Genomic DNA, 13,730 nt, shown 5'->3' with positions numbered 1-13,730 from the left:
AACCAAAAAATGAGTTTCAAAAGAAATTGCACATCAACACACAAAACCAGGCCCCACCCACAAGGAGTGAGACCACACATTTCGCGTGCTAGATGCTCGCAACCACTATCCACAAATCAAACACCACACCCCACCACCAAAGTGTGAGGCAACAACACGCCGACACCCCCAACGGGATGCCACCCCCCGAAAGGGGCACGGGCCTGTTGTCTCAAAGCCCAATAGTGTGTCTGGCAGTTCTACAAGTTTGTTGTTGCACCAGACCCCCACCCACTACAGGTGCGAGGCCATCCAACGAATCGCCTGAAAGCTCAGCTGATCCCGCGATTTACGGGGCCGGCCCAGGTCTCGTGGTGCTCCTTAGAAAGGAGGTGATCCAGCCGCACCTTCCGGTACGGCTACCTTGTTACGACTTCGTCCCAATCGCCGATCCCACCTTCGACGGCTCCCTCCACAAGGGTTAGGCCACCGGCTTCGGGTGTTACCGACTTTCATGACGTGACGGGCGGTGTGTACAAGGCCCGGGAACGTATTCACCGCAGCGTTGCTGATCTGCGATTACTAGCGACTCCGACTTCACGGGGTCGAGTTGCAGACCCCGATCCGAACTGAGACCGGCTTTGAAAGGATTCGCTCCACCTCACGGCATCGCAGCCCTTTGTACCGGCCATTGTAGCATGTGTGAAGCCCTGGACATAAGGGGCATGATGACTTGACGTCATCCCCACCTTCCTCCGAGTTGACCCCGGCAGTCTCTCACGAGTCCCCACCATTACGTGCTGGCAACATGAGACAAGGGTTGCGCTCGTTGCGGGACTTAACCCAACATCTCACGACACGAGCTGACGACAGCCATGCACCACCTGCACACAGGCCACAAGGGAACCAATATCTCTACTGGCGTCCTGTGCATGTCAAACCCAGGTAAGGTTCTTCGCGTTGCATCGAATTAATCCACATGCTCCGCCGCTTGTGCGGGCCCCCGTCAATTCCTTTGAGTTTTAGCCTTGCGGCCGTACTCCCCAGGCGGGGTACTTAATGCGTTAGCTACGGCACGGATCCCAAGGAAGGAAACCCACACCTAGTACCCACCGTTTACGGCGTGGACTACCAGGGTATCTAATCCTGTTCGCTCCCCACGCTTTCGCTCCTCAGCGTCAGTTACTGCCCAGAGACCCGCCTTCGCCACCGGTGTTCCTCCTGATATCTGCGCATTCCACCGCTACACCAGGAATTCCAGTCTCCCCTGCAGTACTCTAGTCTGCCCGTATCGCCCGCACGCCCACAGTTAAGCTGTGAGTTTTCACGAACAACGCGACAAACCACCTACGAGCTCTTTACGCCCAGTAATTCCGGACAACGCTCGGACCCTACGTATTACCGCGGCTGCTGGCACGTAGTTGGCCGGTCCTTCTTCTATAGGTACCGTCACTTGCGCTTCGTCCCTATTGAAAGAGGTTTACAACCCGAAGGCCGTCATCCCTCACGCGGCGTCGCTGCATCAGGCTTGCGCCCATTGTGCAATATTCCCCACTGCTGCCTCCCGTAGGAGTCTGGGCCGTATCTCAGTCCCAGTGTGGCCGGTCACCCTCTCAGGCCGGCTACCCGTCGTCGCCTTGGTAGGCCATTACCCCACCAACAAGCTGATAGGCCGCGGGCCCATCCCACACCGCAAAAGCTTTCCACCACACCCCATGAAGAGCACGGTCATATTCGGTATTAGACCCAGTTTCCCAGGCTTATCCCAAAGTGCAGGGCAGATCACCCACGTGTTACTCACCCGTTCGCCACTCGAGTACCCCGAAGGGCCTTTCCGTTCGACTTGCATGTGTTAAGCACGCCGCCAGCGTTCGTCCTGAGCCAGGATCAAACTCTCCAAACAAAAACCCCTCATCCAAAGACAAGGCAGAATTCAATCAGAAAAATCCGATCACAAACAAAAGACACCAACAATCTGGCATCAAAAAAACAGCCACCCATCATGATCGGAAGACGGGGAGTCCCCCAAAATGAGTGGCAAAAAACAACAAACAAAAACCACCAAACACACTATTGAGTTCTCAAACAACACGCCCGAGTTTGTCGCGCAGAAATCCCGCGGCGAAAAGCCGCTGAACTTTACTGCGGGCAGTGAGAATACCCACCGTAATGGGTGTCTCTCTCGGATTTCGTCTTCGCTCTCCGGCGCTTGTCCGTGTCGCTCTGACCTGGAATAAGTTACGTGAGCGCTAACAGCGAGTCAAATCGCCTGGTCGCTCCGACGTTTTCCCAGGTCAGAGCCCGGCCGTCGGTTGGCCTAGGCGCCCACGCGCTCGACCCCGGCAATGTGCCGCTTGCCACGTCGCAACACGAGCCAACGCTCATGCAGAAAATCGGAATGCTGTGGTAACCACTCGTCGCTTTCAATACGAACGTTGTTCACGTAGACGCCGCCCTCCGCGACATTGCGGCGTGCCGCTCCCTTACTCGCCGCCAATCCCGTGCCGACCAACAAATCGATGATCGAATCCGGGCCGCCCGGCTTCAGCTCGGCGACCTGTCCATTGCTGGCCTCACGCAACGCGGCGCCGAGGGTGGATTCGTCGAGATCGGTCAGCTCGGCCCGGCCGAACAGGGCCTGACTGGCCAGCTCGACCCCTGTCGTCGCGCCTTCCCCGTGGACCAACGTGGTGAGTTCACGCGCCAGCCGCTTCTGCGCGGCGCGTTCATGGGCGCGGTTCTGGGTGGAATCCTCCAGCTCGGCGATCTCATCCGAGGACAGGAAGGTGAACCAGCGCAGGTAACCGATCACGTCGGCATCGGCGGTGTTCACGAAGTACTGGTACCAGGCGTATGGGCTGGTCATCTCCGGATCGAGCCACAGGTTGCCGCCGCCGGTGGACTTGCCGAACTTCTTGCCCTCCGAGTCGGTGACCAGCGGAGTCGTCATGGCGTGCACGGTGGCGCCCAGCTTCTGGCGGACCAGTCGGGCACCGGCCACGATGTTGCCCCACTGATCGGAACCACCGATCTGCAACGCGCAGCCGTGCCGCTGGTGCAGCTCCACGAAGTCGTTGGCCTGAAGAAGCATGTAGCTGAACTCGGTGTAGGAGATGCCGTCGCCCTCCAGCCGGCGGCGCACCGTCTCCCGGTCGAGCATCACGTTCACCGAGAAGTATTTACCCAGGTCACGCAGGAATTCGATCGCCGAGAGCTGGCCGGTCCAGTTCAGGTTGTTCTCGACGATGGCGCCGGTCGGGGTGTCGTCGAACTCGACGAACCGTTCCAGCTGCCCGCGGATGCGACCGGCCCAGTCGGCGACCGTGTCGGCGGTGTTCAGTGTGCGTTCCCCGGTATCGCGAGGGTCGCCGATCATTCCGGTGGCCCCGCCGGCGAGCACGATGGGCCGGTGCCCGGCACGCTGAAACCGGCGCAGAGTCAGCAACGGCACCAGGTGACCCGCGTGCAGGCTCGGCGCGGTCGGGTCGAAGCCCGAGTAGACGGTCATGGGTCCCTTGGCCAGGTCATCAGCCAGCGCGTCGCGGTCGGTCGACTGCGCGATCAGGCCACGCCAGTCCAGCTCATCGAGGATTCCCATGCTCATGACGACGATCATGCCGCATCGCCGACATCAATCACTGGCACCGGGCGCGGGCGCCCGCGGGCTGCGCCGGTACGCCGACACCTCTCCCCTGCCCGCCAGCCACAACCGCCATCTACGATCGGCGGCCTTGCTCACACCGACCCGTGGGCCGTCGACTGCCGGAAGCGGATCACCCAACGTCAACCGGACCGGGCTGTCGGCGTCGAACAGGTCAATTCCGTTGTCCTCCATGGTGATTCCCAGGGCCGAACAAAGGTTTCCCGGTCCCCGCGCCAGCGCCGCCGGGCGAATCGCCGGTCCACGGCGGGCGCCGGCGACCTCGGCGCCCTCGCACACCGACGCCGCGCGCAGCAGTACCGCGCCCGCGATGCCGTCGTGCCCGCAGACCACATTCGCGCAGACGTGTATGCCGTGGCTGCGGTAGGTGTACAGGTACCCGGGCGGGCCGAACATCACGAGGTTCCGTCCGCCCGCACCGCGAAACGAGTGTGAGGCGGCGTCCGGCCAGGGCCCATCGGGCGGCCCGCCGTACGCCTCCACCTCGACGACGACGGCGCTGACACCGCGACCGGTCAGCTCGGCTCCCAACAGTCGGCGGGCCGCGAGCAAGGGATCACCAGTCAGCAGCTCGGTGCCCATCCGCAAGCCCACCCGAGCGATTCTGCACTTCGCAAGATCCACCGTTGACACCGGCCGCACTTGGGCGCAGTATTCACCACATGATGACTTCATCGGTTGATGAATTCTCCACAGGATTCCCCGCCGGGGCTGCTCCCCCGGCCATCGACATCGCCGGACTGCAGGTCAACCGTGGTGGGCGGCCGGCGATACGCGACCTCACCGTGCAGATCGGCGGCGGCAGCATCACCGGTCTGCTCGGCCCATCGGGCTGCGGCAAGTCCACCCTGATGCGCAGCATCGTCGGGACCCAGATCGTCGCGGCGGGCACCGTCACGGTGCTCGGTCACCCCGCCGGTTCCGCACCGCTGCGGCACCGGGTCGGGTACGTCACCCAGGATCCGACGATCTACGACGACCTGCGGGTGATCGACAACGTGCGGTATTTCGCCGCGCTGTACGGAACGTCGGCGGACTCGGCGGCAGATGCCATCCGGTCGGTCGGTCTCGACGATCACCGCACCGCCTACTGCGGCAATCTGTCGGGGGGACAACGCACCCGGGTCTCGCTGGCGTGCGCCCTGGTGTCCGAGCCCGAACTTCTGGTGCTCGACGAACCCACCGTCGGCCTCGACCCGGTACTTCGCGTCGACCTGTGGGACCAGTTCAACGAACTGTCGCGACGTGGCACCACGCTGCTGGTCTCCAGCCACGTGATGGACGAGGCCGACCACTGCGGAGACCTGCTGCTCATGCGTGACGGCCGATTGCTTGCCCACACCACCCCGGACCAGCTACGGAAGGACACGGAATGTACGTCCCTGGAGGAAGCGTTTCTCACCGTCATCCGGCGCAGCGACTCGGGCGCGATCAACCGAGCCGACTGAGCCCGGCGGCCTATCTGGCCACGACCGGCCGGATCCTGCGGCAACTGGCCGCCGACCACCGCAGCGTCGCGATGATCCTGGTGGTGCCCAGCCTGATCATCACGCTGATGTACTTCATGTTCCAGAATGCGCCGCACCAGCCGGGACACCCGACGCCGTTCAACAACGCGTGCCTGATCATGCTCGGCGTCTTCCCGCTGATCGTGATGTTCCTGATCACCTCGATCACCATGCAGCGCGAACGCGTCTCGGGAACCCTCGAGCGCATCCTGACCACACCGCTGCGCCGCTTCGACCTGCTGGCGGCCTACGGCACCGCGTTCTCGATCGCGGCCGCGGCCCAGGCCACCCTGGCCTGCATCGTCTCGTTCTGGTTCCTCGGCCTCGACACCGCGGGCAGCCCCATCCTGGTGTTCCTGATCGCGATCATCAACGCCGTCCTGGGCGTCGGGCTCGGCCTGTTGTGCAGCGCGTTCGCCCGGACCGAGTTCCAGGCAGTCCAGTTCATGCCCGTCGTGATCGCACCGCAGCTACTGTTGTGCGGCATCATCGTGCCGCGCGCCGCTCTGCCGGAATGGCTGCAATGGATCAGCAACGTGCTGCCGGCCAGCTATGCGCTGGAAGCCCTGCAGCAGGTCGGCGCGCATCCCGAGCTAACAGCCATCGCGGCCCGTGACATCGCGATCGTGGTGGGATTCGCTGTACTGGCGCTCTGCTTGGCCGCCGCCACCCTGCGCCGCCGCACACCCTAGGAAGCCGTGAGTACCGACATCGATTCCGAACGAGAACGCAAACGGCCCGGACGCCCCGCCGGGCCGTCGGACAGACGTGAGCGCATCCTGGCCAGCGCGCGGGAGTTGTTCTCCCGCAACGGGATCGACAAGACATCGATCCGTGCCATCGCGGCCGACGCCGGGGTGGACGCCGCGCTGGTGCATCACTACTTCGGCACCAAGACCCAGCTGTTCGCCGCCGCCATCCACATCCCCATCGATCCGATGACCGTGATCGGAAGGCTCAAAGAAGTCCCGGTCGAGCAGATCGGGCACACTCTGCCGTCAATCCTGTTGCCGCTGTGGGATTCCGAGATCGGCAAGGGCTTCGTCGCGACGCTGCGCTCCATCCTGGCCGGCAACGACGTATCGCTGGTGCGGTCGTTCCTGCAGGAGATCATCATCGGAGAGATCGGGCCCCGGGTGGACAACCCGCCCGGCAGTTCCCGGGTGCGCATCCAGTTCGTCGCCTCACAACTGGTCGGGGTGGCGATGGCGCGCTACATCCTGGAGCTGGATCCCTTCGCCACGCTGCCGGCGGATCAGATCGCCGAGACGATCGCGCCCACCCTGCAGCGCTACCTCACGGGTGACCTACCCGGACTCGCCTGACCCGGCCAGATCCAGCAGCCGGCGGTGCTCGGCGTCGTCCTCGATGGCCACGGCCTCGTCGACGAGCAGCACCGGGATGCCATCCTCGATCCGGTAGGCCAGCCGCAACCGGGGGTTGTAGAGCCAGTCGGTACCGGCCAGCAGCAGCGGCCCGCGGTCCTGCGGGCACACCAGGATGCTCAAAAGCTTGTCGTCGACCACCACGTGAAGCTAGCCCAGCGGGATCGAGATGCCGCCACTGGGCTGACCGCCGCCCCCGCCCGGAATGGGAGCGATGCCGCCCGGGAACTGGCCCACTCCCGGGTTGAGACCACTCTGCTTCGGAATCTGCGCCTGGGACTGTGCCTGCAACTTGCGCTGATAGGACAGCGTGCTCTTGAGGGCGTCGATCAACGGCACCTGGTTGGGCCGCTTGTCGAGCGCCTTCGTGATGGCTTCCCGGTTGGCGTTCGACGGCTTGTACCCCTGCTGACGCAGCTTCAGGATGTCGTGGATCAGCGTCGAGATCTGGCCACCGCCCTCACCGGTGTCGTAGTCCTTGGCGATGATGGACAGTGCTTCGTCCGCGGTCATCTGCGTCGGCGCAGGCGCATCAGCAGGCGCATCCGCCTGCGGGGTCGGCTGAGCGGGATCGGCGACCGCCGTCGGCGCACCCACGCCCACCAGCGCGCCCAGGACTAGCGCACCGCCCGTCACACATCCGGTGACGACCCGACGCCAGCTGTTCGCACCCGATCCCGATGTCATCGATCCTCCAGTCGTTCGGCCGTCCGCCGGAGCCTAACAGCGCATTCGCGCCCCGGCACCCCGCCGACATAGGGCCTAGTCGGTCTCCGGCTCGTCGTCGGCGGCTCCTGCGACGAGTTCGGCCCGGCTGGCCGCCGTCAATTTCTTGTACGTACCTGTATCGGCATCTAAGTACCAGCAGTTACGCCGGCCTGCCTTCGGAATGCCAGCCGCCCGCAGCGGACCGATGAGCGGGCGGTATGACGCGCCGAGCTCCATGTCGGTCACCACGTACACCACATCGGGCGGGTTTCCTGCGGCCAGATCTTCCAGCGCATGGGTGAGGTCGGCGGTCGGGACGCTGCCGCCCGGGCGCAGCGCCAGGGCGGTCACCGCCAGTTGCCGGCCCGACTCCTCGACGCCGTACGTCACCGACATGTCGACCGCGTCCAGGCGACCGACCGCATCGTTGACGCTCGTCGCGAATACCGGTCCCCGTTCGGTCCGGATCACCGCGCTGCGGTTGTCGACCAGCCAGTAGTCGCCGTCCTCGTCACGCCGGAACAGGAACTCGGTGGACACCCAGGTGTCGGCGGGCGCGAACACGCCCCTCTTGACCACGGCGGTCGGATCGACCGGGCCGCGCGGGTGAGCCAGGAGCACTCCGACCTCGTTGGCCTCGGCCTTCCGCACGAAACCCTGCTCGTCCTCCAGGATCAGGTCGTCGTCGGCGTCGTAGGCGGCGAGTTCGACAGTGCCGCTGCCCGGCAACGGACGTCCCTTGCTGCCGATCTTGGCGCCGGAGACGTTGGCCAGCACGGCCTGTCCGTCCGTGGTGGCGAAGAACTCCACGACATGGGCCGGTTCGAACACATCGACCACGCGCTTCCACAGCCCGGCGGGCATACCCGAGCCGATGAACAGCCGAACCGGATGACTGCCCGTGAGCGAGAACGACGGATCGTCGATGACCTCGCGCAGCATGGCCCAGGTGTAGGACACCACCGTGACGCCGTACTGCCGGATCTCCTGCAGGAACCGGTCGGGCTGCAGCCCGCGCGACAGCGCGATGCGCGAGCCGCCGACCACCGCACCGCCCAGGCTGACCAGCAGCCCGGACTGGTGATGCAACGGGGTCAGGCAGTAGACCGTGTCGCCGCGGCCCAGATTGGCCGCCGACGCGGTGCCGAACGCCGACAGCGCCCACCGGAAGTTGGTGATCTGACGGGCCACGAGCTCGCCGCCGACCTCACTGAAGGCGACGAAGGCCAGGTCGCGGGCCAGACCTGGGTTCGGCCGGTACCAGCCGGGCAGCTCGACGACGTCGGGGTCGATCTTCTCCATGTCGACGATGGACGCGCCGTCGGCTTCGTACTTGTTCAGGTGCAGATCACGGCTCTCACCGCCGCCGAGGACCAGCACCCGCATGTCGAGTTCGCGGGCCACGTCGAGGTGGCTCGGATCCGCGATGATCTCGGCCACTCCGCCGAGGCGGGCCGCCTCGGCCAGATCCGCCTCGGGCAGCAGCACTGCCACCGCTCCCAATCGGGACAACGCCGCGATCGCGACCAGCGCGCTGGGCCGGGTGTCCATCAGGACGCCGACCCGGGCGCCCTGGCGCACCCCGACGTCGATCAGGCCGCGAACGACGTTGTTGATCCGGCGGTCCACCGCCTCGTAGGTGTGCACCCGACCGTCGAAGAGCAGCGCTTCGCCGTTGGGGACGCTGCGCGCCTGTTCGCTCATGATCCGGCCGAGCGAGATCCGGGTGTGATCGTTGACCTGACCCAGCCGGGCCAGACGTGGCAGCGTGCGGGCTGTCTCGATGACCAGGGTCCGGGCGTTCTTGTTGGCGGCCACCAACGCTTCGGCGGCCGAGCGCGCCACCCCGAACGCCATCTCGGTGGCTGCGGTCGCACTGTGGGTGACACGGGTGGAGAACGACACCCCGCCCTCGGGATGATCGGCCGGCTGTGACCCCATCGGGACCACACCTTCGGGCATCTGTTCTCCGCCAAGCCATTTCACCCACTGCGCCACCGTCGGCCAGGTTTGGGTGGAGGCCTTGGACCCCACGACCAAACCGAAATGCCCTGCCCTGATCAGATATTCGTAAACATCCGCATCGGGCGCGGCCCGCTTGATACCCCGGACCGCGGCAGGTTGGCCGATGTCGTCGACCTCACCGACCACCGCGAGGATCGGGCAGTCGATGTCGGACAGGGTGACGAGGTCGCCGTGGACGGAAAAGCCTCCCGTCATCATCCGGTTGTGGGCGATGAACTGCTTGAGCAGTTCGGCGATCGCAGGCCCGGACCAGGCGATCCAGCCTTCCGACGAAAGGAAGCGGCGCTGCTGCTCACGTGGCAGCAGGGCTTCGCGATCATGCAACTGCCGAAGGAACTCGAGACGCGACTGCGCGGTCTTGATCGGGTCGAGCATCTGAAAACCGGTGCGGGCCAACCAGCCCGGGATGTCGATGCGGCTGAACACATGGTCGGCCATGAAATCGGCCGCACCCGCGGCCACGCCGGCGGGAAGGTTCATCGGCAGCGCGGCGAGGGTGTCCACCGGGGAACCGAAGGCGATGATGCTGGCCAGGTCCTTGGACCGCCGATAGGCCGCGGCCTGGTAGGCGAACATGCCGCCCTGCGAGTAGCCGGCCAGGTGCACGTCGCGACCGCTGACCTCTTTGACGATGTCGATGGCTTCCGACAACGCCACCACGTGGTCGGCGAGGTTGCGCTGCATACCGCCCTCGACCTTGTCCGGCGAGCCGAAGTCGATCACCCACGGGTCGATACCCGCGGCATGCAGGATGCCGACTGCGCCGTCATCGCGCGTCACATCCCACATGTCGGCCGACATCATCATCGGGTGCACCATCAGTACCGGGGGGCGCGGATCCTGGACACCGGGGCGGACGTCCGGCGGGAAGTACCGCCGGAGCCGGTACATCGGCACGCTCTGGATGATCTGGAACGGCGACGGGACCGAGCCGGTCTCCAGTCCCCCGTAGCGCAGCACCTCCAGACCGTTCTGCGCGGTCGCCAGCAACCGCTCGACGGGTCTGGTCACTGCCGAGAAATCCACCAGCTTGCTCCCCACATCGAAACTCACCCCGACCCCCGATTGACGAGGTCATCATGGCACAACAGCAACCGATCACCGACTTGATCACCCGGACGTCGGCAGTGCCCCCATGCGATGCCACTGTCACGGCCACCGGCAGATAGGGTCGGCGGCGATGGCACACCTGCTCGGGGGCGAAACCCTGCATCTGGAATACCCCGCCGGGGTGGTGTTCGACTCGGTCACCGTCGGTGTCAGCGAAGGCGACCGGATCGGCATCGTCGGCCGCAACGGTGACGGCAAATCCAGCCTGCTGGCCATGCTGGCCGGCCGGCTCGAACCCGATTCCGGACGGGTCACCGTGCGCGGTGGTGTGCGGGTCGGGGTACTCGATCAGGCCGACACCCTCGACGACGCCGACACCGTCGGCCACGCCGTGGTCGGCGATGTGCCCGAACACGAATGGGCCGGCGACCCCCGTGGGCGCGACGTCATTTCCGGCCTGCTCGGCGACCTGCCTTGGGACGCGGAGCTCCGCACGCTGTCGGGCGGACAGCGGCGTCGGGTCGCTCTGGCCAAGCTGCTGGCCGGGGATCACGATGTGCTGGCGCTCGACGAGCCGACCAACCACCTCGACGTGGAGGCGATCACCTGGCTCGCCGAGCACCTCAAGAAGCGCTGGTCCGCGTCATCCGGTGGGCTGCTGGTGGTGACGCACGACCGCTGGTTCCTCGACGAGGTCTGTACGACCACATGGGAAGTGCACGACCGCATCGTCGAACCGTTCGACGGCGGCTACGCCGCCTACATCCTGCAGCGCGTGGAACGCGACCGGCAGGCGGCCACGATCGAGGCACGCAGGCAGAACCTGGCCCGCAAGGAACTGGCCTGGCTGCGCCGCGGCGCCCCGGCTCGCACGTCCAAACCCAAATTCCGCATCGACGCGGCCAACGCCCTGATCGCAGACGTACCGGAGATCCGGGACAAGGTCGCGCTGCAGTCCCTCGCGGTGTCACGGCTGGGCAAGCAGGTCGTCGACCTGCTTGATGTGTCGGTGAGCTACGGCGACCGCGAGGTGCTGCACCAGGTCGAGTGGCGGATCGCCCCAGGTGAGCGCACCGGGATCCTCGGCGTCAACGGCGCCGGAAAATCGACGCTGCTGGGCCTCATCGACGGTTCGGTGCAACCGACCGCCGGCCGGGTCAAACACGGTAAGACGCTGCAGGTGGCGACGCTCAGACAGAGCGTGGACGAACTTGCGCCCCACCTCGGCGATCCCGTGCGGGTGGTACTCGCCAATCTGCGCACCACGTATGTGTTCGGCACCGGATCAAAGGCCCAGGAACTCACGCCCGGACAGCTGCTGGAGCGCCTCGGGTTCTCCAGCGCCCAGTTGTCGACACCGGTGAAGGACCTCTCCGGCGGGCAGCAACGTCGCCTGCAACTGCTGTTGATCCTGCTCGCGCAGCCCAACGTGCTGATCCTCGACGAGCCGACCAACGACCTGGACACCGACATGCTGTCGGCCATGGAGGATCTGCTCGACTCGTGGCCCGGCACGCTGATCGTGGTGAGCCACGACCGGTATTTTCTGGAGCGCGTCACCGACCAGCAGTACGGCATCCTCGGTGGACGCCTGCGGCATCTGCCGGGCGGGGTGGACGAATACCTGCGGTTGCGCGCCGCACATGCGTCGGCGACCGGCCCGGCACCGGCCGGCAGTACTGCAGCGGAAGGGTTGTCCGGCGCCGACTTGCGGGCCGCGCAGAAGGAAGTGTCCGCGCTGGAACGCCGACTGGAGAAACTGCAGGAACAGATCGACCGCTCCCGCACGGCGATGGCGGACCACGACCAGTCGGATTTCGAGGGACTCGCGGCCAAGGTGGCCGCCATCCGCGCGCTTGAGGACGAAGTCACCGAGGTCGAGGAACGCTGGTTCGAACTCGGCGAGCAGATCGGCTAAGGGCGCAGCCTGATTCGTAATTCCTCTGCGGTCTTACGGACGACGCCCAACTGCTTCGCGACCTGCACCGGTGCGGTGCCACCCCGTGCGCTGCGCGCGTTCACCGAGCCCTCGACGGTCAGCACCTCGCGCACCTGCGGGGTGAGCGCCGGGTTGATCGCGGCGAACTCGTCATCGGTGAGCTCGTCGAGCCCCACGCCCCGACCCTCGGCGGTCTGCACCGCGCCGCCCGCCGCCTCATGGGCGACTCGGAACGGAACACCCTGGCGCACCAGCCATTCGGCGATGTCGGTGGCCAGCGTGTAACCGGCCGGCGCCAGCGCGGCCATCCGGGCCTCGTCGAAGGTAAGCGTGCCGACCAGTCCGGCCATCGCCGGCAGGAGCAGCTCCAGCTGCGCCACCGAGTCGAAGACCGGTTCCTTGTCCTCCTGCAGGTCCCGGTTGTAGGCCAGGGGCTGCGCCTTGAGGGTGGCCAGCAGACCGGTGAGGTTGCCGATCAGCCGCCCGGATTTCCCGCGGGCCAACTCGGCGATGTCCGGATTCTTCTTCTGCGGCATGATCGAGCTGCCGGTCGACCAGGAGTCGTGCAGCGTGACGTAGCCGAATTCGGTTGTGCTCCAAAGGATGATGTCTTCGGCGAGCCGGGACAGATCCACCCCGATCTGGGCGAAGATGAACGCCGCCTCGGCGGCGAAGTCCCGCGCCGCGGTGGCGTCGACGGAATTGTCCGCGGCCGTTGCGAATCCGAGGTCTTCGGCGATCGCGTCGGGATCCAGACCGAGCGACGAGCCGGCCAGCGCCCCAGAGCCGTAGGGCGATACCGCGGTGCGGTCGTCGAAATCGGCGAGCCGGTCGACGTTGCGCAGCAGTGGATGAGCGTGCGCCAGAAGATGATGCGCGAGCAGGATCGGCTGGGCGGCCTGCAGGTGGGTCTTGCCGGGCATGATCGCCGTCGGATGCGCCGCGGCCTGCACCGCCAGCGCGTTGACCACCTCGAGCACACCATCGGCGACGCGGCGGATGGCGTCGCGCAGCCACATCCGGAACAGCGTGGCCACCTGGTCGTTGCGGGAGCGTCCGGCGCGCAGCCGGCCACCCAGATCGGGCCCGACCCGGTCGATCAGGCCGCGCTCCAGCGCCCCGTGCACGTCCTCGTCGGTCACCAGCGGCTCGAAACTGCCGTCGGCGACATCGGAACCCAGGCTGTCCAGGCCCGCGAGCAACCCGTCGCGCTGCTCGTCGGTGAGCAGCCCGGCCCGGTGCAGGACCCGGGCATGGGCCTTGGACGCCGTGACGTCATACGGCGCCAGCACCCAGTCGAAGTGGGTCGACTTACTCAGGGCCGCAAGGGCGGCCGAGGGACCGTCGGCGAACCGCCCGCCCCACAGCGAGCCCTCGTTGGTGGTTCCGTCGTTGGTGCTCATCTCATCCAGCTTCCTGCCGCGCGAGCGACCGTGGGTGTACATCCAAGGCGGCGTGTCGCCGTACAGACACGG

10 protein-coding genes and 1 rRNA gene are annotated in these 13,730 nt (G+C 65.9%); 4 read left to right on the top strand and 7 right to left on the bottom strand.

Annotation, left to right across the window (positions count from 1 at the left end):
- Positions 1-364 precede the first annotated feature (364 nt).
- The 3 genes from ACNQVK_RS18395 to ACNQVK_RS18385 all read right to left on the bottom strand — a co-directional run bounded on the left by ACNQVK_RS18395 (position 365) and on the right by ACNQVK_RS18385 (position 4,222).
- Positions 365-1,882 (bottom strand): 16S ribosomal RNA (locus ACNQVK_RS18395).
- 414 nt (positions 1,883-2,296) lie between these two features.
- Positions 2,297-3,583 carry a tyrosine--tRNA ligase gene (tyrS, locus tag ACNQVK_RS18390; RefSeq protein ID WP_418030637.1) on the bottom strand — a complete coding sequence of 429 codons (1,287 nt, stop codon included), beginning with the start codon at positions 3,581-3,583 and terminating at the stop codon, positions 2,297-2,299.
- A gap of 27 nt (positions 3,584-3,610) precedes the next feature.
- Complete coding sequence (locus ACNQVK_RS18385) at positions 3,611-4,222, bottom strand: DNA-3-methyladenine glycosylase (RefSeq protein WP_418034211.1); 612 nt, start codon at positions 4,220-4,222, stop codon at positions 3,611-3,613.
- A gap of 80 nt (positions 4,223-4,302) precedes the next feature.
- Between ACNQVK_RS18385 and ACNQVK_RS18380 the strand changes: the two genes are divergently transcribed.
- From ACNQVK_RS18380 to ACNQVK_RS18370, 3 genes are read left to right on the top strand one after another with little or no spacing between them, the layout of a single operon-like run.
- On the top strand, positions 4,303-5,088 hold the full coding sequence (locus ACNQVK_RS18380) for an ABC transporter ATP-binding protein (protein ID WP_418030636.1): 786 nt from the start codon (positions 4,303-4,305) through the stop codon (positions 5,086-5,088).
- Positions 5,013-5,840 carry an ABC transporter permease gene (locus ACNQVK_RS18375; protein WP_418030635.1) on the top strand — a complete coding sequence of 276 codons (828 nt, stop codon included), beginning with the start codon at positions 5,013-5,015 and terminating at the stop codon, positions 5,838-5,840. Before ACNQVK_RS18380 ends, ACNQVK_RS18375 begins: the two co-directional genes overlap by 76 nt.
- Positions 5,841-5,846: 6 nt before the next feature.
- The gene (locus ACNQVK_RS18370) at positions 5,847-6,473 is read left to right on the top strand and encodes a TetR/AcrR family transcriptional regulator (RefSeq protein ID WP_418030634.1); all 627 of its coding nucleotides are present in this window, start codon (positions 5,847-5,849) and stop codon (positions 6,471-6,473) included.
- Here the strand turns inward: ACNQVK_RS18370 and ACNQVK_RS18365 are convergent.
- From ACNQVK_RS18365 to ACNQVK_RS18355, 3 genes are all read right to left on the bottom strand, one after another.
- Positions 6,456-6,674: a Trm112 family protein gene (locus ACNQVK_RS18365; RefSeq protein ID WP_418030633.1), complete on the bottom strand. Its 219-nt coding sequence runs from the start codon at positions 6,672-6,674 to the stop codon at positions 6,456-6,458. The genes ACNQVK_RS18370 and ACNQVK_RS18365 overlap by 18 nt on opposite strands.
- Before the next feature lie 9 nt (positions 6,675-6,683).
- On the bottom strand, positions 6,684-7,220 hold the full coding sequence (locus ACNQVK_RS18360) for a hypothetical protein (RefSeq protein WP_418030632.1): 537 nt from the start codon (positions 7,218-7,220) through the stop codon (positions 6,684-6,686).
- A 75-nt stretch (positions 7,221-7,295) separates the two neighbouring features.
- Positions 7,296-10,295, bottom strand: a complete 3,000-nt coding sequence (locus ACNQVK_RS18355) for an acyl-CoA synthetase (protein ID WP_418034210.1) — start codon at positions 10,293-10,295, stop codon at positions 7,296-7,298.
- 151 nt (positions 10,296-10,446) lie between these two features.
- Here ACNQVK_RS18355 and ACNQVK_RS18350 point away from each other — a divergent pair, with 151 nt between their 5' ends.
- Entirely contained in the window at positions 10,447-12,234 is a 1,788-nt protein-coding gene (locus ACNQVK_RS18350) for an ABC-F family ATP-binding cassette domain-containing protein (protein ID WP_409550444.1), read from the top strand.
- Here the strand turns inward: ACNQVK_RS18350 and argH are convergent.
- On the bottom strand, positions 12,231-13,658 hold the full coding sequence (gene argH, locus ACNQVK_RS18345; RefSeq protein WP_418030631.1) for an argininosuccinate lyase: 1,428 nt from the start codon (positions 13,656-13,658) through the stop codon (positions 12,231-12,233). The two genes, ACNQVK_RS18350 and argH, sit on opposite strands and share 4 nt — an antisense overlap.
- Positions 13,659-13,730 lie beyond the last annotated feature (72 nt).

Origin of the sequence: Mycobacterium sp. 134 (genome assembly GCF_048282715.1) — a bacterium.
Classification (GTDB): Bacteria; Actinomycetota; Actinomycetes; order Mycobacteriales; family Mycobacteriaceae; genus Mycobacterium; species Mycobacterium septicum.
The sequence above is the reverse complement of the archived record's forward strand: the minus strand, read 5'-3'. Positions and strand labels throughout refer to the sequence as shown.